Origin of the sequence: Mycobacterium sp. 1423905.2, from assembly GCF_001673155.1 — a bacterium.
Classification (GTDB): Bacteria; Actinomycetota; Actinomycetes; order Mycobacteriales; family Mycobacteriaceae; genus Mycobacterium.
Window position 1 is genome coordinate 1 of the sequence record NZ_LZLE01000289.1, and the last position, 17,676, is coordinate 17,676.

Here is a 17,676-nt window from a genome sequence, read left to right on the forward strand (position 1 = left end):
AGCATCAAGCTCGCCAAGGCCTCGGCGGCCGAGGGTGCGCACGGACTGCTGGTGGTCACCCCGTACTACTCGAGGCCCCCACAAAGTGGGCTGCTGGCGCACTTCACCGCCGTCGCCGACGCGACCGAACTGCCGGTCATCCTCTACGACATCCCGCCGCGCTCGGTCGTTCCGATCGAACCGGACACCCTGCGCGCGCTGGCGGCGCATCCCAACATCGTCGGCGTCAAAGACGCCAAAGCCGACCTGCACAGCGCCGGACAGGTCATGGCCGACACCGGTCTGGCCTACTACTCCGGTGACGACGCGCTCAATCTGCCTTGGCTGGCCATGGGTGCCACCGGATTCATCAGCGTGATCTCCCACCTGGCGGCAAGTCAGCTTCAGGAACTGTTGTCCGCCTTCAACTCCGGTGACGTGCCCACCGCCCGCAAGATCAACGTTGCGCTCGCACCGCTGTGCAACGCGATGAGCCGCCTCGGTGGAGTGACCTTGTCCAAGGCGGGTCTACGGCTGCAGGGCATCGACGTCGGTGACCCCCGGCTGCCGCAGGTGCCCGCAACACCGCAGCAGATCGAGGCGCTGGCCGACGACATGCGCGCGGCGTCGGTGCTTCGGTGAGCCGATCGTGAACGAAGAACTCGCCCCCCCGGGTCCGTTGGCCCCGGGTGGGTTGCGGGTCACCGCGCTGGGCGGCATCAGCGAAATCGGCCGCAACATGACCGTTTTCGAACACCTTGGCCGGCTGCTCATCATCGATTGCGGGGTGATGTTCCCCACCCACGACGAGCCCGCCGTCGACCTGATCCTGCCGGACCTGCGCCATATCGAAGACCGGCTCGACGACATCGAGGCGCTGGTGCTCACCCACGCGCACGAGGACCATATCGGCGCCATCCCATTCCTGCTGCGGCTGCGCCCGGACATCCCGGTCGTCGGCTCCAAGTTCACGCTGGCGCTGGTGGCCGCCAAGTGCCGCGAACACCGCATCAAGCCGGTATTCGTTGAGGTGGCCGCGGGGCAGCGCAGCACACACGGCGTCTTTGAATGCCAGTACTTCGCCGTCAACCACTCCATCCCGGATGCGCTCGCTATCGCCGTGCACACCGGGGCGGGCACCGTTCTGCACACCGGTGACATCAAGTTGGACCAGCTGCCGCTGGACGGGCGGCCCACCGACCTGCCCGGCATGTCGCGACTCGGCGACGCCGGCGTCGACCTGTTTTTGTGTGACTCGACCAACTCCGAAGTACCCGGTGTAGGGCCGTCGGAGAGCGAGGTCGGCCCGACGCTGCACCGCTTGATCCGCGGCGCCGACGGGCGGGTCATCGTGGCGTGCTTCGCCTCGAACGTCGACCGGGTGCAGCAGATCATCGACGCGGCAGTGGCGCTGGGCCGGCGAGTGTCGTTCGTCGGGCGCTCGATGGTGCGCAACATGGGCATAGCCCGCGAACTGGGTTTCCTGCGAGTGGCCGACTCCGACGTCATCGACATCGCCGCCGCCGAGATGATGCCGCCCGAGCGAGTCGTGTTGATCACCACTGGCACTCAGGGGGAGCCGATGTCGGCGCTGTCGCGCATGTCGCGCGGCGAGCACCGCAGCATCACGCTGACCTCCGGTGACCTAATCGTGTTGTCGTCGTCGCTGATTCCGGGCAACGAGGAAGCGGTCTTCGGTGTCATCGACTCGCTGGCCAAGATCGGAGCGCGCGTCGTCACCAATGCTCAGGCGCGGGTTCACGTTTCGGGCCACGCCTACGCCGGTGAATTGCTGTTCCTGTACAACGGTGTGCGGCCGCGGCAGGTCATGCCGGTGCACGGAACCTGGCGCATGCTGCGGGCCAACGCGAAGCTGGCCGCCAGCACCGGTGTGCCGGCCGAGTCAATCCTGTTGGCGGAGAACGGCGTCAGCGTCGACATGGTCGCCGGCAAGGCGACGATCGCCGGCGCGGTGCCGGTGGGCAAGATGTTCGTCGACGGTCTGATCACCGGCGACGTGGGTGACATCACGCTGGGTGAACGGCTCATCTTGGCCTCGGGGTTCGTCGCCATCACCGTGGTGGTCAAGCGCGGCACCGGGCGGCCGATCACCGCCCCGCACTTGCATTCTCGTGGCTTCTCCGAAGACCCCAAGGCGCTGGAGCCGGCCGTGCGCAAGGTGGAGGCGGAGTTGGAACAGTTGGTAGCCGCCAACGTCACCGATCCCATCCGCATCGCTCAGGGCGTACGGCGCACCGTCGGCAAATGGGTCGGCGAAACCTACCGTCGCCAGCCGATGATTGTGCCCACGGTCATCGAGGTCTAGATCTTCTCCGCGTACGCCGACCATTCGATCTGCGAAGCCTTGAGTTTGCGCCCGGTCGGCTCGACGTAGCGCTGCATCAGCTCGTCGGGTCCGGCCTGCTCCACCAGCCGCCACCCGTACTCTCCGATGAATCCCTCCACCTCTTCAGGCAGTAACCCGAAGTGCCACAACTGTCGCCGCTGCCGCACTGAGCGGTACAGCGTCCGGGTGCCGTACCGATTCGACCCGTCAATGAAGTCGCGCCGAACGTAGGTGAACACCATGCCACTGCCCGGCGCGGCGGGGCGCAGACCCTCCAACGTGCGCCGCACGGCGCGCTCGGTCAGATACTGCGTCACGCCCTCACAGATGAAGAAGACCCGGTAGTCGGGCAGGTACCCGTGTTCGGCCAGCGCGGTGAGCAGGTCGTCACGCTCGAAGTCCAACGCCACCAACCGAACCGACAGCGGTGGTCCGCCCAGCACTCGTCGCACCGTCTTGGCTTTGCGGGCGATGTTGACCGGTAGATCCACCTCGAACACCGGGATCCGGACTTGTCGCGTCAGTAGATATGGTCGGGTGTCCAACCCGGCGCCGAGGATGACGACCGCGCCGACGTCACCGATGGCCTCGGCCAATTTGTCACCGATGAATCGTTTGCGGCAGGCCAGATTCGCCCACAGCCCCTGACCGGTCCACTCCGACGCGCCGATGAACAGCCGGCGGGTGAGCGCCGGACGCGTCGCGGCGACGAGCCACCGCAGCGGGGCCGGCAAGAACAGCTCGGCCAGGTCGTCGTCCACCAGCCGGCGTTGCGGCGGCTCATTCTGTTCGACGGCCGCCAACACCATTGGGCCAAAAGCGGTTTGGGCCGCAGCATTTCGTGCCATTAGTCACTTCTTCACTATGAAGCCCGCGTCGACGGGCAAGGTGACACCGGTGATATAGCGGGCCTGATCTGAGGCCAGCCACGCTACTGCGTTGGCGATGTCCTCAGGCTGCATGACCTGTACCGGCATGGCATTGCCCATGTCTGGCGGCGTACCGGACTGGGCTACCAGGTCGGCCAGCCACTGCCGGGTGTATTCGTTGTTGATCATCGGCGTATCCACGCCGGAGGGGTGCACCGAGTTGACCCGAATGCTATGACGCGCAAGATGATTGGCGTATACGCGCATTAATCCCACCAGTCCGTGCTTGGCTGCGGTGTAGCCGATGGAGCCGGCGTCGGCGCTGCCGATGCCGGCCAAGCCCGCGGCCGAACTGATCAGCACGATCGACCCGCCGGTGCCCTGCTCGATCATGGTGGGTATCGCGACTTCCACCGTGTTGTGCACACCGGTGAGGTTGACGTCGATGACGTCGCGCCAACCGTCTGGGCCCGCGGCCATGGGCGCGATTCCGGCGTTGGCCACCACGATGTCGAGTCGGCCGAACTCGTCGAGCCCCGCCTGCAGCGCCGTCGACAACGACGCGGCATCGCGGACGTCGCCCTGGCGCGCCACAATGCGAGCGCCGGTGTCTTCGACGAGCTTGACCGTGGCCGCCAGATCCTCGCTGCTAGCCAGTGGGTACGGCACGCTGGCGATCTGTTCGCACAGGTCTATCGCGATGATGTCGGCGCCGTCGGCCGCCAACCGGACCGCGTGCGCCCGGCCCTGGCCGCGTGCGGCCCCGGTGATCAACGCGACCCGGCCTCGCAGCGGGCCGTCTGCCGGCCGTGCCATCAGGGGCGAAGCTGTCCCTTGTCGGTGTCGCCGGCCGGGACCGGCTGCAACATCTTGATGTCGGGCGCCCCCGCCAGGTGCTCGCCGGCCGCGGTGAACATCTTGGTCACCGCCGGCGCGGTGCTGTGCGTCGTGAGCGCCTCGGCGTCGGCCCACTGCTCGACGAATACGAAGGTCTCACCGCTTTGGTGCAACGAGTACAGCTGGCAACCGGGCTCACCGTGTACCTCTTGCACCGCGGTGGTCAAAATGTCGCGCACGGTGTCGACCGATTCTGGTTTGACGGTCAGCGTGGCAACGACGACGACGGGCATCTGGGCCTCCTGGAAATCCGCTGGGGTGGGCGGTGTGACGTGGCATATTTCGTCACCGGTGTCACCCTACTCACACCAAAGCGTCATCAGAACGAGAGTTCACCGTTACTAGTGTGGCGGTTGGTGCAGATGGTGTTAATGCGACTAGGCTAACGGTATGGCTAGTAAGACCGTCGCCCGCTCCGGAAGCCGAACGAGCAGGTCAAACAGCACCTCGCGGGGGACGGCCCGCAACGGCCGCGCGGCCACACCAACGCGTGCGCCCCGCAAGCGCGCAAGTAAGCCCGTCAAACGAGTCACCCGGCCCGCCCGGCGGCGCAATCAGTCCGTCCTGGTCTCGGCCGGGTCGGCCTGCGGCCGAGGGTTACGCGCGGCGTGGTTGATGGCGGCCAAAGGCACCGGCAGTGCGGCCAGGTCCATCGGCCGGGCCCGAGACATCGAGCCGGGACACCGTCGCGACGGCATCGCGCTGGTCCTGCTGGGCGTCGCGGTGATCGTCGCCGCGAGTTCGTGGTTCGATGCGGCGCGCCCGGTGGGTGCGTGGGTCGATGTGGTGCTGCGGACGTTCATCGGCTCCACGGTCGTCTTGCTGCCGCTCGTCGCCGTCGGTGTGGCCGTGGTGCTCATGCGCACCGAGCCGACGCCCGACGCGCGGCCCCGCCTGATTCTGGGCGGCAGCCTGATCGCGCTCGCCATCCTGGGGTTGCGGCACCTGTGGGCCGGTTCACCTGAGGCTCCGGAATTGCGTCGGCGCGCGGCGGGATTTGTCGGGTTCGCCATCGGCGGACCCCTGTCCGACGGGCTGACGCCCTGGATCGCCGCGCCGCTGCTGTTCATCGGCGGCCTGTTCGGCATGCTGTTGCTGACCGGAATCACCATCCGCGAAGTCCCCGACGCCCTGCGCGGCATGTTCAGCACTCGGCTCTTCCAGGGCCCGTACCTCGACGACGAATACGACGACGAATACGAGGACGACGAAGATTTCCCGGGGGATGACGCCGACACCGTGGAGGTGGCGCGCGAGGACTTCTCCGACGGCTACTACGACGAGGCGCCGGCGCGTCCCGACGACCAACCGCGAGCCTGGCCCTCGGCGAACGCCCTGCCGGACGAGGAGATCGGCGACGAGGCCCCGACTGTCCCAGAACCCGTGGTTTCGCGCCGGCGATCGAAGAAGCGGGACACCGAACCGCTGGACCGCGTGATCGAAGGCCCGTACACGCTGCCGTCGCTGGATCTGCTGGTGGCCGGGGACCCGCCCAAGAAGCGCAGCGCGGCCAACACGCACATGGCCAACGCCATCGGCGAAGTGCTCACCCAGTTCAAGGTGGACGCGGCCGTCACTGGCTGCACCCGCGGGCCGACCGTCACCCGCTACGAGGTGGAACTGGGACCCGGGGTCAAGGTGGAGAAGATCACCGCGCTGCAGAAGAACATCGCCTACGCGGTGGCGACCGAGAGTGTTCGCATGCTGGCCCCGATCCCGGGCAAATCCGCCGTCGGCATCGAGGTTCCCAACACCGACCGTGAAATGGTTCGACTAGCCGACGTGCTGACCGCACCGTCGACCCGCCGCGACCACCACCCGCTGGTCATCGGCCTCGGCAAAGACATCGAGGGCGACTTCATCTCGGCCAACCTGGCCAAGATGCCGCACCTGCTGGTCGCCGGCTCCACCGGCTCGGGCAAGTCCAGCTTCGTCAACTCCATGCTGGTGTCACTGCTAACTCGGGCTACCCCCGAAGAGGTCAGGATGATCCTGATCGACCCCAAGATGGTGGAACTGACGCCGTATGAAGGCATTCCGCACCTGATCACGCCGATCATCACCCAGCCGAAGAAGGCCGCGGCCGCGCTGGCCTGGCTGGTCGAGGAGATGGAGCAGCGCTACCAGGACATGCAAGCCTCCCGGGTGCGCCACATCGACGACTTCAACGACAAGGTGCGCTCCGGTGCCATCACGGCGCCGCTCGGCAGCCAGCGCGAGTACCGGCCCTACCCGTATGTCCTGGCGATCGTCGACGAGCTGGCCGACCTGATGATGACCGCGCCTCGCGACGTCGAGGACGCCATCGTGCGAATCACCCAGAAGGCCCGCGCCGCCGGCATCCACCTGGTGTTGGCCACTCAGCGCCCGTCGGTGGACGTCGTGACCGGGTTGATCAAAACCAACGTGCCGTCCCGGCTGGCGTTCGCGACGTCGTCGCTGACCGACAGCCGCGTCATCTTGGACCAGGCCGGCGCGGAGAAGCTGATCGGCATGGGGGATGGGCTGTTCCTGCCGATGGGAGCGGGCAAACCGATCCGGTTGCAGGGTGCCTACATCACCGACGAGGAGATCCAAGCCGTCGTCGCCGCCTGCAAGAACCAGGCCGAACCGGAATACACCGAGGGCGTGACCACCGCCAAACCCACCGGCGAGCGCGCCGACGTCGACCCCGACATCGGCGACGACATGGACGTGTTCCTGCAGGCGGTGGAGTTGGTGGTGTCCAGCCAGTTCGGCTCCACCTCGATGCTGCAACGCAAGCTGCGGGTCGGCTTCGCCAAGGCGGGCCGGTTGATGGACCTGATGGAGACCCGCGGCATCGTCGGGCCCAGCGAGGGATCCAAGGCCCGCGAAGTGCTGATCAAGCCCGACGAGCTGGCGGGCACCCTGGCGCTGATCCGCGGCGGGGCCGCGGAGGACGGGTCCGATGGCGACGCGGACTAAACCGGCGAGCAGACGCAAACTCGCACAAGAAGCGCTTTTCGTGCAATTTTGCGTCTGCTCGCGGGTTAGAGCACTAGCAGCATTCGGGAATTGCCCAGAATGTTGGGCTTGACGTAGCTGAGGTCCAAGAACTCGGCCACACCGATGTCGTAGGAGCGGCACATCTCCTCGTACACCTCGGCGGTGACCGGAGTGCCCTCGATCTCCCTAAACCCGTGCCTGCCGAAGAATTCGGTCTCGAACGTCAGCACGAAAACCCGTTGCAACTCAAGTTCTCTGGCCACTTCGAGCAGCTTGTTGACGATCGCGTGTCCGATGCCGTGGCCAGTCACCGCGGGATCGACGGCGACGGTGCGGATTTCACCGAGGTCGGCCCACAACACGTGCAGCGCTCCGCAGCCGACCACTTTGCCTGGGATTTCGGGATGTTCGGCCACCCAGAATTCCTGGACGGCCTCATAGAGGTTCACAAGATTCTTTTCCAGCAAGATCTTTCCGGCATAGGTGTCGACGAGTTGTTTGATCGCCGGCACATCCGATGTCCGCGCCCGCCGAACCAACGGCCGGAATTCCCGAGCAGTTTCGGTCACGACGCCACAGTATCGACATCGACATTCGCATGAGCTGGTCAGCAGCTATTCTGATGCCGTGTCGGGCCATCCGGAGACTAACCAAACCCCGACTCCTGCCCGGATTGCCAACCTCGCCAACGTCTTGACTTTGTTGCGGTTGTTGCTGGTTCCGATTTTCTTGCTGGCGCTCTTCTATGCCGGCGGTCATCACGCGTCGGCCCGAGTGGTGGCATGGGCGATATTCGCGGTGGCGTGCATCACAGATCGGTTCGACGGACAACTGGCCCGAAATTACGGGATGGCTACCGAATTCGGCGCGTTCGTCGACCCGGTCGCGGACAAGACGCTGATCGGCTCCGCGCTGATCGGCTTGTCCATGCTCGGCGAACTGCCATGGTGGGTGACGGTAGTGATCATGGCCCGCGAGCTCGGCGTAACGGTGTTGCGGCTGGCCGTAATTCGTCGCGGCGTCATTCCCGCCAGCTGGGGCGGCAAAGTGAAAACCTTCGTCCAAGCGGTCGCGATAGGGCTGTTCGTGCTGCCGCTTTCCGGTCTGCTGCACACCGTTGCAGTGGTGGTGATGGGCGTGGCGATCGTGCTCACCATCGTCACCGGTATCGATTACGTGGCCTCGGCGGTCCGGGGAATTCGTCAGACAGCCGGTTAATCGGACCCCGAAGCGGGAACCAACACCCCTGTCGCTGGCGTTCACCAATTGACCACTGCTTTCTTGACTGCTCTTGATGCGGTCAGGCGACGGGCGACAAGCGATTGACAGAGGAGAGCACGATGGCGTCATTGGTGCGCGAGGTCATAGGCGACGTACTGCGCGGAGCCCGGACTTCGCAGGGCCGGACGTTGCGCGAGGTGTCCGATTCAGCACGGGTAAGCCTCGGCTACCTCTCGGAGGTCGAGCGCGGCCGCAAGGAACCCTCCAGCGAGTTGCTCAACGCGATCTGTGACGCATTGCAGGTCCCGCTGTCCCAGGTGCTCACCCATGCAGGCGAACGGATGGCACAGGAAGAGCACGCCGCCGCGCTCGCGGCGCCGCCGGCCAGCAGCGCCAGCATCGACGTCAGCACCAAGGTCGTCATCCCTCAGGTATCCCTGGCGGTCGCCTGAGTGCCTGCGCGGCAAACTGGTGTCGACCAGATGCCCACCATGGGTAGGGCGATCGGCCGTGAACCGATAAATTGAGCGGCAGGGTATGCACTAGGTGAATCCGCGGCCCACCGCGGGCCGAACCGGCACACAAGAAGCGAAGGCGGAGCTAACTGATGGCCAATCCGTTCGTCAAGGCGTGGAAGTACCTCACTGCGCTGTTCAACTCCAAGATCGACGAGTATGCCGACCCCAAGGTGCAGATTCAGCAAGCCATCGAGGAAGCGCAACGCACCCATCAGGCGCTGACCCAGCAGGCCGCGCAGGTGATCGGTAACCAGCGCCAATTGGAGATGCGGCTCAACCGCCAGCTCGCCGACATTGAGAAGCTACAGGTCAACGTGCGCCAAGCGCTGACGCTCGCCGACCAGGCCACCGCCGCCGGGGACGCGGCGAAGGCGGCCGAGTACAACAACGCCGCTGAAGCGTTCGCCGCTCAGCTGGTCACCGGTGAACAGAGCGTCGAAGACCTCAAGACTTTGCACGACCAAGCTCTGCAGGCGGCGTCGCAGGCCAAGAAGGCCGTTGAACGAAACGCGATGGTGCTGCAGCAGAAGATCGCCGAGCGCACCAAGCTGCTCAGCCAGCTCGAGCAGGCCAAGATGCAGGAGCAGGTCAGCGCGTCGCTGCGATCGATGAGTGAGCTGGCTGCACCGGGCAACACCCCAAGCCTCGACGAGGTGCGCGACAAGATCGAACGCCGCTACGCCAACGCGATCGGCTCGGCCGAACTCGCGCAAAGCTCGGTGCAGGGCCGCATGATGGAGGTCGAACAGGCCGGCATTCAGATGGCCGGTCATTCCCGGCTCGAGCAGATTCGCGCGTCGATGCGTGGCGAAGCGCTGCCGGCTGGCGGCACCGCGACGCCGGGGGCCATTCCAGGCACGCCGGCCGCGGACAGCCAGCGTGGCGCGGTCCCGGAAAAACCGTTCGGAAAGTAAGGCGGCGAATCCCCTGTGGCGGTGAAATCGACTCAGCGCGGCCTATGGCGTTCGCTGCTGCAGCGCGGGTTCGAGACCGCCGGCGATCTTGCCGAACTGGCGGCGCAAAAGATCAACGCCGCCACCGATCCGCGGGCCCGGCTGCTGCGTCGGCGCCGCCGCGCGCTGCGCTGGGCCTGGATCTTCACCGCTGGTGTCGCGTTCTGGGCTCTGGTCACGGCGGTACTGGCGGCGTGGGGCTGGTTCGCGCTGCTGCTGCAGATCACCGGGGCAATTGCGGTGCTCGAGGTCATTCCGGCGACGCTGTTGTTCTTCCGCTACCACTGGCTCAAATCCGAGCCGCTGCCGGCGCAGCGCCCGTCGAACACCCGTCGCTTGCCGCCGCCGGGTTCGGCGGCCCGACCCGCGATGTACGCGCTGGGCGCCTCCGAGCGCGGGTTTTTCTCCCTGTTGGGCGTCATCGAACGTGGCGCCATGCTGCCGCCGGACGAGATCCACGACCTGACCGACGCGGCCAAGCGCACCTCGGCGGCGATGGCGGCCACCGCGGCCGAGGTGGTGTCGATGGAACGGGCCGCGCACGACTCGGAATCGTCGCGGCAGTATCTGGTGCCGACCATCAACGCATACACCGCGCAGTTGGGCGGCGGGGTCCGGCAATACAACGAAATGGTCACCGCCGCAGCGCAATTGGTGTCCGCAGCCAACGGCAACGGGGTGGGCGCCGGGGCGTCCCAGCAGCGCTACCGCGAGGAATTGGTGGGCGCCACCGACCGCCTGCTCGGCTGGGCGCAGGCCTTCGATGAACTCGGCGGCCTGCGCAAGGCGTAGCCCGCGATCAGTCCGGAGACCGGGGGCCGTAGCGCTCGATATAGGCGCGATGCAGGTGCGCGTCGCGCTGACGGGCCCGCTCGTCGACCAAGTCGGGATTGAGCCCGTGCACGCGCAGCATGTGGCGGCGCCAGATCTTGTTCAGGGCATGCGAGAAGTACACGAACGGAATCAGAATCGGCAGCGTCATGCTCAGGTGCACGTCGAGCGTGGTGGGGATGAACCAGAACGGCAGCAGCACGATGACGCACGGCACCGCCACGCGCGCCATCATCCGCGCCGTCGCGCCCTTGCCGGCCAGGTCGTTGCGCACCCACTCGCGCATCGAATCCGGCAGTCGGTGTCCGTAGCAGTACCTGATGTACTGCAGGGGGTTCGGCTTGGTGTTCGGCTTGCTCCGGCCCACTACAAGGTCGCTCGCAGTGACGGCACCGCCACTCCGGCCAGGCCCCGCACCGTTGCCTTGAGCATGTCGAAGAAGTCGAAGTAGTCACGCCACAAGGTGATTCGGGCGTTGTGGACCTCGAACACACCGCACACCCAGAATTGGATCCGCAACGGCCCGAAAACCAGCGCGTCGGTGCGTTCGGTGAGAACAGCCGCGCCGTCGGCCGCCACCCGGTGAATCTTCACCTCGAAGCCCATCCGACCTTCCATTTGGCGTAGGAATTTCACCGTTTTGCGGCCGCCGCGGATTCGGGACAATCCGACGTTCTCGTAGACGACGTCGTCGTCCAGCGCCGCGGCGACGGCCTCGAAATCCTGGTCCTGCAAGGCGTAGAGGAACTCCTCGACCGTGCGGCTGTTGTTTGCGGTGGTTTCGGTCAGCTCGGTCATGATCCCAGCGTAGGCGAGCACGGCCGTCGAACGCTGTGGCAGGGTTAGGCGGGTGCGCGTCGCGGTGGTTGCCGGGCCGGACCCCGGGCATTCGTTCCCCGCGATCGCGTTGTGTCAGCGCTTCGCCGCGGCGGGTGATGAGCCCACGCTGTTCACCGGTGTGGAATGGACCGATACCGCCCGCAAGGCGGGTATCGACGCCGTGGAGTTGGACGGCCTGGTAGCCGAGGACGCCGATGTCGATGCCGGAGCTCGGATCCACCGGCGCGCCGCGCGGATGGCGGTGCTCAACGTCGCGGCGCTGCGCGACGTGGCGCCCGACCTGGTGGTGTCCGACGTGATCACCGCCGGGGGCGGCATGGCCGCCGAGCTGTTGGGCATCCCGTGGATCGAGCTCAACCCGCATCCGCTCTATCTGCCGTCCAGGGGGTTGCCGCCGATCGGTAGCGGTCTCGCGCCGGGCACCGGCATCCGGGGCAAGCTGCGCGACCGCGTCATGCGCGCCCTCACGGCGCGCTCCTGGCGTGCGGGTCTGCGGCAGCGCTCGGCCGTGCGGGTGGAAATCGGGCTGCCGGCCCGCGATCCCGGGCCGCTGCGGCGGCTGATCGCCACTCTGCCCGCGCTGGAAGTGCCCCGCCCGGATTGGCCGGCCGAAGCCGTGGTGGTCGGCCCGTTGCATTTCGAGCCGACCGAGCGGGTGTTCGAGCTTCCGCCCGGCAACGGGCCAGTGGTGGTCGTCGCGCCGTCCACCGTGGTGGGCGGGACGACCGGGCTGGCCGAACTGGCGCTGCAGTGCCTGACGCCGGGGGATACCTTGCCCGCCGGATCGCGACTAGTGGTATCGCGGCTGGGTGGAGCGGACGTCGATGTGCCGCCGTGGGCGGTGGTCGGACTGGGTCGACAGTCGGAGGTGTTGACCCACACCGATGTGGCGATCTGCGGGGGAGGGCACGGCATGGTGTCCAAGACGATGCTGGCCGGGGTGCCCCTGGTGGTGGTGCCGGGCGGCGGCGACCAGTGGGAGATGGCCAATCGCGTGGTGCGCCAGGGCAGTGGGCGGCTCATCCGGCCGCTGACCGCCGAGGCGCTGGTTACCGCTGTGGGCGAGGTGTTGTCCTCACCGCGGTATCGGGAGGCGGCGCGGCGGGCCGCGGCCAGCGTTGCGGCGGTCGCCGATCCGGTGCAGGTCTGCCACGAAGCGCTTGCGTTAACGGGCTGACCGGCTGGGTATCTTGGCTGGCGTGCGGCTGACTGAGTTTCACGAGCGGGTTACTTTGCGCTTCGGCGCGGCCTATGGCGCGTCGGTGTTGGCCGACCATGTGTTGTCCGGTTTCGGTGGCCGCACCGCGGCGCAGGCGATCGAGGACGGGGTGGAGCCCCGCGACGTGTGGCGGGCGCTGTGCGTCGATTTCGACGTGCCGCGCGAGCAGTGGTGAGTTGGCCTGGCGCCGAGTGTGGGTGTGCGGCGTCGACTGTGCGTGTGCGGTGTCGAGTGTGGGTGTGCGGCGTCGACTGTGCGTGTGCGGTGTCGACTGTGAGCCTGCGGCGGTCGGCTCGGCGTGTCGCCGCCCTAGCAACACACTCGACGCCCTAGCCGCACACTCGGCCAACGGCGGGAAGTCGGCCCGCCCGTGCCGCCGCCCTAGCCGCACACTGGCGCTACAGCGGGCAGTCCCCGCACGTGCCGCCGCCTGGAACGCGATAGAAGAGACAACAGCTACGCCGCCGGAACGCCAAGTCCGGCCCGATGACGCCAGCACCGGCCAGGCACCCGAAGGTCAACAGGTTGTGAGTGATCTCGACGACCGCCTCGCGCAGGTCCGGTCGCGCCCGCACCAATGCCTGCGCCGCCCCGACCAGCGCCGAGGCGATGTTGCCGGACAGCAGCGCTGGCGCCACCTTGACGGGCAGGCCCGCGGCGAACGGTTCCAGGTGGTCGCGCACGACCGCGCGGTACAGCACTTCGGGGGAGACCGCGACGGGCTGGCCGACCGGCTCGGGCAGCCGTAGCTGCGTCCCGGCGTCGGCGCGCTGCAGGGCACTGAGGTCGGGCAGAACGCCGTGAGCGACGACGCACGCCAGGACCGGTGACCACAGCCGCGCGGCGTGGCCGAGGTGAACCAGGGAGGCGCCGACGCGCACCTCGGTGGTGCGGTAACGCCGGATGGTGGCGTCGATCAGATCGGCGAAGCCGTCGGCGTAGGACTGCGTGACCGGGTGCCACCCGGCCGTGGGCCCTGCCACGGATACGGCGAAAAAACCGCCGTAGGAGGAAACGTCAGCCAGCTGCGCGGAGATGTCCATGTGCTTGTCGGTAGGCGATATTGCCACACCCCGGCGTGTCCGAACGGCGTCGAACACTTGTTCGGCTACTGTGGTGAGCGTTCGGAGGAACCGACTTGTCGGACCCCACGCCTAGTGTCACGGCCAACCGACCGAAACCGGTCACGAACACCGATCACAGGAGAAGCATCATGGCGCAAGCCCCCGACCGCGAGAAGGCTCTCGAACTGGCGATGGCCCAGATCGAGAAGAGTTACGGCAAAGGTTCGGTGATGCGCCTCGGCGACGAAGTGCGTCAGCCGATCTCGGTCATTCCGACCGGGTCCATCGCACTGGACGTCGCCTTGGGCATCGGCGGCCTGCCGCGTGGACGAGTGGTGGAGATCTACGGCCCGGAGTCCTCGGGTAAGACCACCGTGGCGCTGCACGCGGTGGCCAACGCCCAAGCCGCCGGAGGCGTCGCGGCCTTCATCGACGCCGAGCACGCGCTGGACCCGGAATACGCCAAGAAGCTGGGCGTCGACACCGACTCCCTGCTGGTCAGCCAGCCGGACACCGGTGAACAAGCGCTCGAGATCGCCGACATGCTGATCCGCTCCGGCGCGCTGGACATCCTGGTCATCGACTCGGTGGCGGCGCTGGTACCGCGCGCCGAACTCGAAGGCGAGATGGGCGACAGTCATGTCGGTCTGCAGGCCCGGTTGATGAGCCAGGCGCTGCGGAAAATGACCGGCGCACTGAACAATTCGGGCACCACGGCGATCTTCATCAACCAGCTCCGCGACAAGATCGGCGTCATGTTCGGCTCGCCGGAAACGACGACCGGCGGCAAGGCGCTGAAGTTCTACGCGTCGGTGCGCATGGACGTGCGGCGGATCGAGACGCTCAAAGACGGCACCAACGCGGTCGGGAACCGCACCCGGGTCAAGATCGTCAAGAACAAGGTGTCGCCGCCGTTCAAGCAGGCCGAGTTCGACATCCTCTACGGCCGCGGCATCAGCCGAGAAGGCTCGCTGATCGATATGGGTGTGGATCAGGGCTTTATCCGCAAGTCCGGCGCCTGGTTCACCTACGAGGGTGAGCAGCTGGGCCAAGGCAAGGAGAACGCCCGCAACTTCCTGCTGGAAAACGGCGACGTGGCCAACGAGATCGAGAAGAAGATCAAGGAAAAGCTTGGCATTGGCGCAGTGGTGACCGATGACGGTGTCTTGCCCGCCCCCGTCGACTTCTGAGCCATCCCGCGAAGAGCAGGCGCGGGCGCTGTGTCTGCGCCTGCTCACCGCGAGATCTCGAACCCGTGCCGAGTTGTCCGGTCAGTTGGCCAAACGGGGCTATCCCGATGACGTGAGCAACCGGGTGTTGGATCGGCTGGCCGCGGTCGGCCTGGTCGACGACGTCGATTTCGCCCAGCAGTGGGTGTCGTCGCGGCGGGCCAAAGCCGGCAAGAGCAAGCGCGCGTTGGCCGCCGAGCTGCACACCAAGGGCGTCGACAACGACGTGATCACCGCGGTGTTGGCCGGGATCGACGCCGGCACCGAACGGGAGCGCGCCGAGGAGTTGATCCGGACCAAGTTGCGCCGAGAGACCCTGGGCGAGGACGACACACGGGTGACCCGCCGGCTGGTGGCGATGTTGGCCCGGCGCGGCTACAGCCAAACGGTCGCGTGCGAGGTGGTGTTCGCCGAGCTGGCCGCGGAGCGAGAGCGGCGGCGCGTCTAGTCGGCCGGTCGCCGTACCATGGCCGGGTGACTTCGACGGTGGCTCCAGCGGGCGTGGCCGACCATGCCGCGCCGACGGCTGCGCGCACCTACCAGGTCCGCACCTACGGCTGCCAGATGAACGTCCACGACTCCGAACGGCTGGCGGGTCTGCTCGAAGCGGCCGGTTACCGGCGCGCCGACGACGATGCCCACGCCGACGTAGTGGTGTTCAACACCTGCGCGGTCCGCGAGAACGCCGACAACAAGCTGTACGGCAACCTCAGCCACCTCGCCCCCCGCAAGCGTGGCAACCCCGACATGCAGATCGCGGTCGGCGGTTGCCTGGCGCAGAAAGACCGTGACGCCATCCTGCGCAAGGCGCCGTGGGTCGACGTCGTCTTCGGCACCCACAACATCGGGTCGCTGCCCACCCTGCTCGAGAGGGCCCGGCACAACAACTCCGCGCAGATCGAGATCGCCGAGGCGCTGCAGCAGTTCCCTTCCGCGCTGCCCAGCGCTCGCGAATCCGCTTACGCCGCTTGGGTTTCCATTTCCGTTGGTTGCAACAACACCTGCACCTTTTGCATCGTTCCGTCGCTGCGCGGCAAAGAAGTTGACCGCAGCCCCGACGACATCCTGGCCGAGGTGCAGACGCTGGCCCAAGCCGGCGTGCTCGAGGTGACCCTGCTCGGCCAAAACGTCAACGCCTACGGCGTCTCGTTCGCCGACCCCAGCCTGGCCCGCAACCGCGGCGCCTTCGCCGAGCTGTTGCGCGCCTGCGGACGCATCGACGGGCTGGAACGGGTCCGGTTCACCTCGCCGCACCCCGCCGAATTCACCGACGACGTCATCGAGGCGATGGCGCAAACCCCGAACGTCTGTCCCGCGCTGCACATGCCGCTGCAGTCCGGCTCCGATCGGGTGCTGCGCGCGATGCGTCGCTCATATCGCGCCGAACGCTACCTCGGCATCATCGACCGGGTCCGCGCCGCTATGCCGCACGCGGCCATCACCACCGACCTGATCGTCGGGTTCCCCGGTGAAACGGAAGACGACTTCGCGGCCACCCTGGAGGTGGTTCGCCAGGCACGATTCGCGGCGGCCTTCACCTTCCAGTACTCCAAGCGGCCGGGAACACCGGCCGCCGACTTCCCCGAGCAGCTACCCAAAGCCGTCGTGCAGGAACGCTACGACCGGCTCATCGAGCTGCAGGAGCAGATTTCCCTGGAAGAAAACCGCGCCCAGATCGGGCGAACCGTCGAACTGCTCGTCGCCACCGGGGAAGGGCGCAAAGACAACCTGACCGCGCGGATGAGCGGGCGGGCCCGCGACGGCCGGCTGGTCCACTTCGCCGCCAGTCCGCAGGCCCGGGTGCGTCCCGGTGACATCGTCACCGCAACCGTCACCGGCGCCGCCCCGCACTACCTCATTGCCGACGCCGGCATCTTGACCCACCGCCGCACTCGCGCCGGTGACACACACGACACCGCGCAGCGGCCACGCGGCGTCGGTCTGGGCCTGCCGGGCGTAGGGCAACCCACCACCATGGCCGGAGGATGCAGGACATGAACAGCGAACACGAAACCCAGAACATCGAGGCGTTACGGGCCGAGATCGAGGCGGCCGAGCGCCGCGTCGCCCGCGAGATCGAACCCGGCGCGCGAGCCCTAGTCGTCGCGATCCTGGTGTTCGTCCTGCTCGCGTCGTTCATCCTGCCGCACACCGGTGACGTGCGCGGCTGGGACGTCTTGTTCGGCAGCCACCACGCGGGCGCGGCCGCGGTCGCGTTGCCGTCGCGGGTATTCACCTGGTTGGCGTTGGTCTTCGGGGTCGGATTCTCGATGCTGGCGTTGCTGACGCGCCGCTGGGCGCTGGCCTGGGTGGCGCTGGCCGGGTCGACGCTGGCCAGTGTCACGGGCATGTTGGCGGTCTGGTCACGCCAGACCGTGGCGGTGGGGCATCCCGGTCCGGGCATCGGGCTGATCGTGGCGTGGTTGACCGTGATCGCGCTGACCTTTCACTGGGCCCGGGTGGTGTGGCAGCGCACCATCGTGCAGTTCGCGGCCGAGGAGCAGCGTCGCCGGCTGGTCGCCCAACAGCAGTCGATGACACTGCTGGACACCTTGCCCAACGAAAACGACCAGAAGCCCGAAGACCGCTAAGACCTGCGCGTCAGCGCGTGCGCGGCGGCTTGCGCCCATTGCCGCCACTGCTCGGCGTTGGCCTTCGCCTCTTCGGCTTCTTTGGTCCGGCCGGCGGCCGCCGCCTTCGCGGCCTGCTGCTCGAATTGCTCGGCGCGGGTGCGGAATTGCT

General features: G+C 67.1%; 19 protein-coding genes and 2 pseudogenes. 13 read left to right on the forward strand and 8 right to left on the reverse strand.

The features are described from left to right. Positions 1–621 (forward strand): dihydrodipicolinate synthase family protein (locus tag A9W95_RS18930; RefSeq protein ID WP_067416153.1); only part of this gene is annotated, 621 nt, incomplete at its 5' end. Positions 622–628: 7 nt separating this feature from the next. Further along, on the forward strand, positions 629–2,305 hold the full coding sequence (locus A9W95_RS18935) for a ribonuclease J (protein WP_067416156.1): 1,677 nt from the start codon (positions 629–631) through the stop codon (positions 2,303–2,305). On the opposite strand, the gene A9W95_RS18940 is transcribed toward A9W95_RS18935, so the two are convergent. Genes A9W95_RS18940 through A9W95_RS18950 form a run of 3 tightly spaced genes read right to left on the reverse strand, consistent with a single transcriptional unit; the run spans position 2,302 to position 4,325 of the window. After that, positions 2,302–3,174, reverse strand: coding sequence for an SAM-dependent methyltransferase (locus A9W95_RS18940; RefSeq protein WP_067416159.1), 873 nt, complete (start codon positions 3,172–3,174; stop codon positions 2,302–2,304). The two genes, A9W95_RS18935 and A9W95_RS18940, sit on opposite strands and share 4 nt — an antisense overlap. A gap of 3 nt (positions 3,175–3,177) precedes the next feature. Continuing rightward, the gene (locus A9W95_RS18945) at positions 3,178–4,011 is read right to left on the reverse strand and encodes a mycofactocin-coupled SDR family oxidoreductase (RefSeq protein WP_067416161.1); all 834 of its coding nucleotides are present in this window, start codon (positions 4,009–4,011) and stop codon (positions 3,178–3,180) included. Further along, positions 4,011–4,325, reverse strand: coding sequence for a putative quinol monooxygenase (locus tag A9W95_RS18950; RefSeq protein WP_067416163.1), 315 nt, complete (start codon positions 4,323–4,325; stop codon positions 4,011–4,013). The genes A9W95_RS18945 and A9W95_RS18950 overlap by 1 nt, the downstream gene beginning before the upstream one ends. A 44-nt stretch (positions 4,326–4,369) precedes the next feature. Here A9W95_RS18950 and A9W95_RS18955 point away from each other — a divergent pair. Beyond that, positions 4,370–7,038 (forward strand): annotated as a pseudogene (locus A9W95_RS18955) (DNA translocase FtsK). A 65-nt stretch (positions 7,039–7,103) separates the two neighbouring features. Here the strand turns inward: A9W95_RS18955 and A9W95_RS18960 are convergent. Next, positions 7,104–7,628: an amino-acid N-acetyltransferase gene (locus A9W95_RS18960; RefSeq protein WP_067416168.1), complete on the reverse strand. Its 525-nt coding sequence runs from the start codon at positions 7,626–7,628 to the stop codon at positions 7,104–7,106. 58 nt (positions 7,629–7,686) lie between these two features. On the opposite strand from A9W95_RS18960, the gene pgsA reads away from it, so the two are divergent. The 4 genes from pgsA (at position 7,687) to A9W95_RS18980 (ending at position 10,543) form a co-directional block, all read left to right on the forward strand. Further along, the gene (gene pgsA / locus A9W95_RS18965; protein WP_067416171.1) at positions 7,687–8,277 is read left to right on the forward strand and encodes a CDP-diacylglycerol--glycerol-3-phosphate 3-phosphatidyltransferase; all 591 of its coding nucleotides are present in this window, start codon (positions 7,687–7,689) and stop codon (positions 8,275–8,277) included. A 122-nt stretch (positions 8,278–8,399) separates the two neighbouring features. Then, a complete protein-coding gene (gene clgR, locus A9W95_RS18970; RefSeq protein ID WP_067416174.1) occupies positions 8,400–8,732 on the forward strand; it encodes a transcriptional regulator ClgR in 333 nt (110 codons plus the stop codon). 155 nt (positions 8,733–8,887) lie between these two features. Beyond that, on the forward strand, positions 8,888–9,712 hold the full coding sequence (gene pspA, locus A9W95_RS18975; protein WP_067416177.1) for a phage shock protein PspA: 825 nt from the start codon (positions 8,888–8,890) through the stop codon (positions 9,710–9,712). Positions 9,713–9,727: 15 nt separating this feature from the next. Next, entirely contained in the window at positions 9,728–10,543 is an 816-nt protein-coding gene (locus A9W95_RS18980; RefSeq protein WP_067416180.1) for a hypothetical protein, read from the forward strand. 7 nt (positions 10,544–10,550) lie between these two features. Here the strand turns inward: A9W95_RS18980 and A9W95_RS18985 are convergent, their stop codons facing one another. Together A9W95_RS18985 and A9W95_RS18990 are read right to left on the reverse strand one after the other, a co-directional pair. Further along, a complete protein-coding gene (locus tag A9W95_RS18985; protein WP_067416182.1) occupies positions 10,551–10,949 on the reverse strand; it encodes a DUF5313 domain-containing protein in 399 nt (132 codons plus the stop codon). After that, positions 10,949–11,380, reverse strand: a complete 432-nt coding sequence (locus A9W95_RS18990) for a limonene-1,2-epoxide hydrolase family protein (RefSeq protein ID WP_067416185.1) — start codon at positions 11,378–11,380, stop codon at positions 10,949–10,951. Before A9W95_RS18990 ends, A9W95_RS18985 begins: the two co-directional genes overlap by 1 nt. Positions 11,381–11,432: 52 nt before the next feature. Here A9W95_RS18990 and A9W95_RS18995 point away from each other — a divergent pair, with 52 nt between their 5' ends. Then, positions 11,433–12,599: a glycosyltransferase gene (locus A9W95_RS18995; protein WP_067416188.1), complete on the forward strand. Its 1,167-nt coding sequence runs from the start codon at positions 11,433–11,435 to the stop codon at positions 12,597–12,599. A gap of 10 nt (positions 12,600–12,609) precedes the next feature. Further along, entirely contained in the window at positions 12,610–12,816 is a 207-nt protein-coding gene (locus tag A9W95_RS19000; RefSeq protein WP_172826656.1) for a DUF3046 domain-containing protein, read from the forward strand. A gap of 223 nt (positions 12,817–13,039) precedes the next feature. Here A9W95_RS19000 and A9W95_RS19005 read toward each other — a convergent pair whose 3' ends face one another. Beyond that, positions 13,040–13,684 carry a (2Fe-2S)-binding protein gene (locus tag A9W95_RS19005; RefSeq protein WP_067416193.1) on the reverse strand — a complete coding sequence of 215 codons (645 nt, stop codon included), beginning with the start codon at positions 13,682–13,684 and terminating at the stop codon, positions 13,040–13,042. A gap of 170 nt (positions 13,685–13,854) precedes the next feature. Here A9W95_RS19005 and recA point away from each other — a divergent pair, with 170 nt between their 5' ends. The 4 genes from recA to A9W95_RS19025 are packed head-to-tail and all read left to right on the forward strand — an operon-like array spanning position 13,855 to position 17,525. Continuing rightward, a complete protein-coding gene (gene recA / locus A9W95_RS19010; RefSeq protein WP_067416195.1) occupies positions 13,855–14,895 on the forward strand; it encodes a recombinase RecA in 1,041 nt (346 codons plus the stop codon). After that, a complete protein-coding gene (gene recX, locus A9W95_RS19015) occupies positions 14,861–15,382 on the forward strand; it encodes a recombination regulator RecX (RefSeq protein WP_067416198.1) in 522 nt (173 codons plus the stop codon). The genes recA and recX overlap by 35 nt, the downstream gene beginning before the upstream one ends. A 26-nt stretch (positions 15,383–15,408) precedes the next feature. Continuing rightward, a complete protein-coding gene (miaB, locus tag A9W95_RS19020) occupies positions 15,409–16,932 on the forward strand; it encodes a tRNA (N6-isopentenyl adenosine(37)-C2)-methylthiotransferase MiaB (protein ID WP_067416201.1) in 1,524 nt (507 codons plus the stop codon). Next, positions 16,929–17,525, forward strand: coding sequence for a hypothetical protein (locus A9W95_RS19025; protein WP_067416204.1), 597 nt, complete (start codon positions 16,929–16,931; stop codon positions 17,523–17,525). The genes miaB and A9W95_RS19025 overlap by 4 nt, the downstream gene beginning before the upstream one ends. Here the strand turns inward: A9W95_RS19025 and A9W95_RS26960 are convergent. Then, positions 17,522–17,676 (reverse strand): annotated as a pseudogene (locus tag A9W95_RS26960) (DUF349 domain-containing protein); the annotation flags it as partial. The gene A9W95_RS19025 and the pseudogene A9W95_RS26960 sit on opposite strands and share 4 nt — an antisense overlap.

Excerpts from the sequence above, each read along its gene's own strand:
- A9W95_RS18990 (WP_067416185.1), bottom strand. The coding sequence starts at position 11,380 with ATGACCGAGCTGACCGAAACCACCGCAAACAACAGCCGCACGGTCGAG.
- pspA (WP_067416177.1), top strand. The coding sequence starts at position 8,888 with ATGGCCAATCCGTTCGTCAAGGCGTGGAAGTACCTCACTGCGCTGTTC.
- A9W95_RS18950 (WP_067416163.1), bottom strand. The coding sequence starts at position 4,325 with ATGCCCGTCGTCGTCGTTGCCACGCTGACCGTCAAACCAGAATCGGTC.
- recA (WP_067416195.1), top strand. The coding sequence starts at position 13,855 with ATGGCGCAAGCCCCCGACCGCGAGAAGGCTCTCGAACTGGCGATGGCC.
- recX (WP_067416198.1), top strand. The coding sequence starts at position 14,861 with ATGACGGTGTCTTGCCCGCCCCCGTCGACTTCTGAGCCATCCCGCGAA.
- A9W95_RS18945 (WP_067416161.1), bottom strand. The coding sequence starts at position 4,011 with ATGGCACGGCCGGCAGACGGCCCGCTGCGAGGCCGGGTCGCGTTGATC.
- clgR (WP_067416174.1), top strand. The coding sequence starts at position 8,400 with ATGGCGTCATTGGTGCGCGAGGTCATAGGCGACGTACTGCGCGGAGCC.
- A9W95_RS18940 (WP_067416159.1), bottom strand. The coding sequence starts at position 3,174 with ATGGCACGAAATGCTGCGGCCCAAACCGCTTTTGGCCCAATGGTGTTG.
- A9W95_RS19025 (WP_067416204.1), top strand. The coding sequence starts at position 16,929 with ATGAACAGCGAACACGAAACCCAGAACATCGAGGCGTTACGGGCCGAG.
- A9W95_RS19005 (WP_067416193.1), bottom strand. The coding sequence starts at position 13,684 with ATGGACATCTCCGCGCAGCTGGCTGACGTTTCCTCCTACGGCGGTTTT.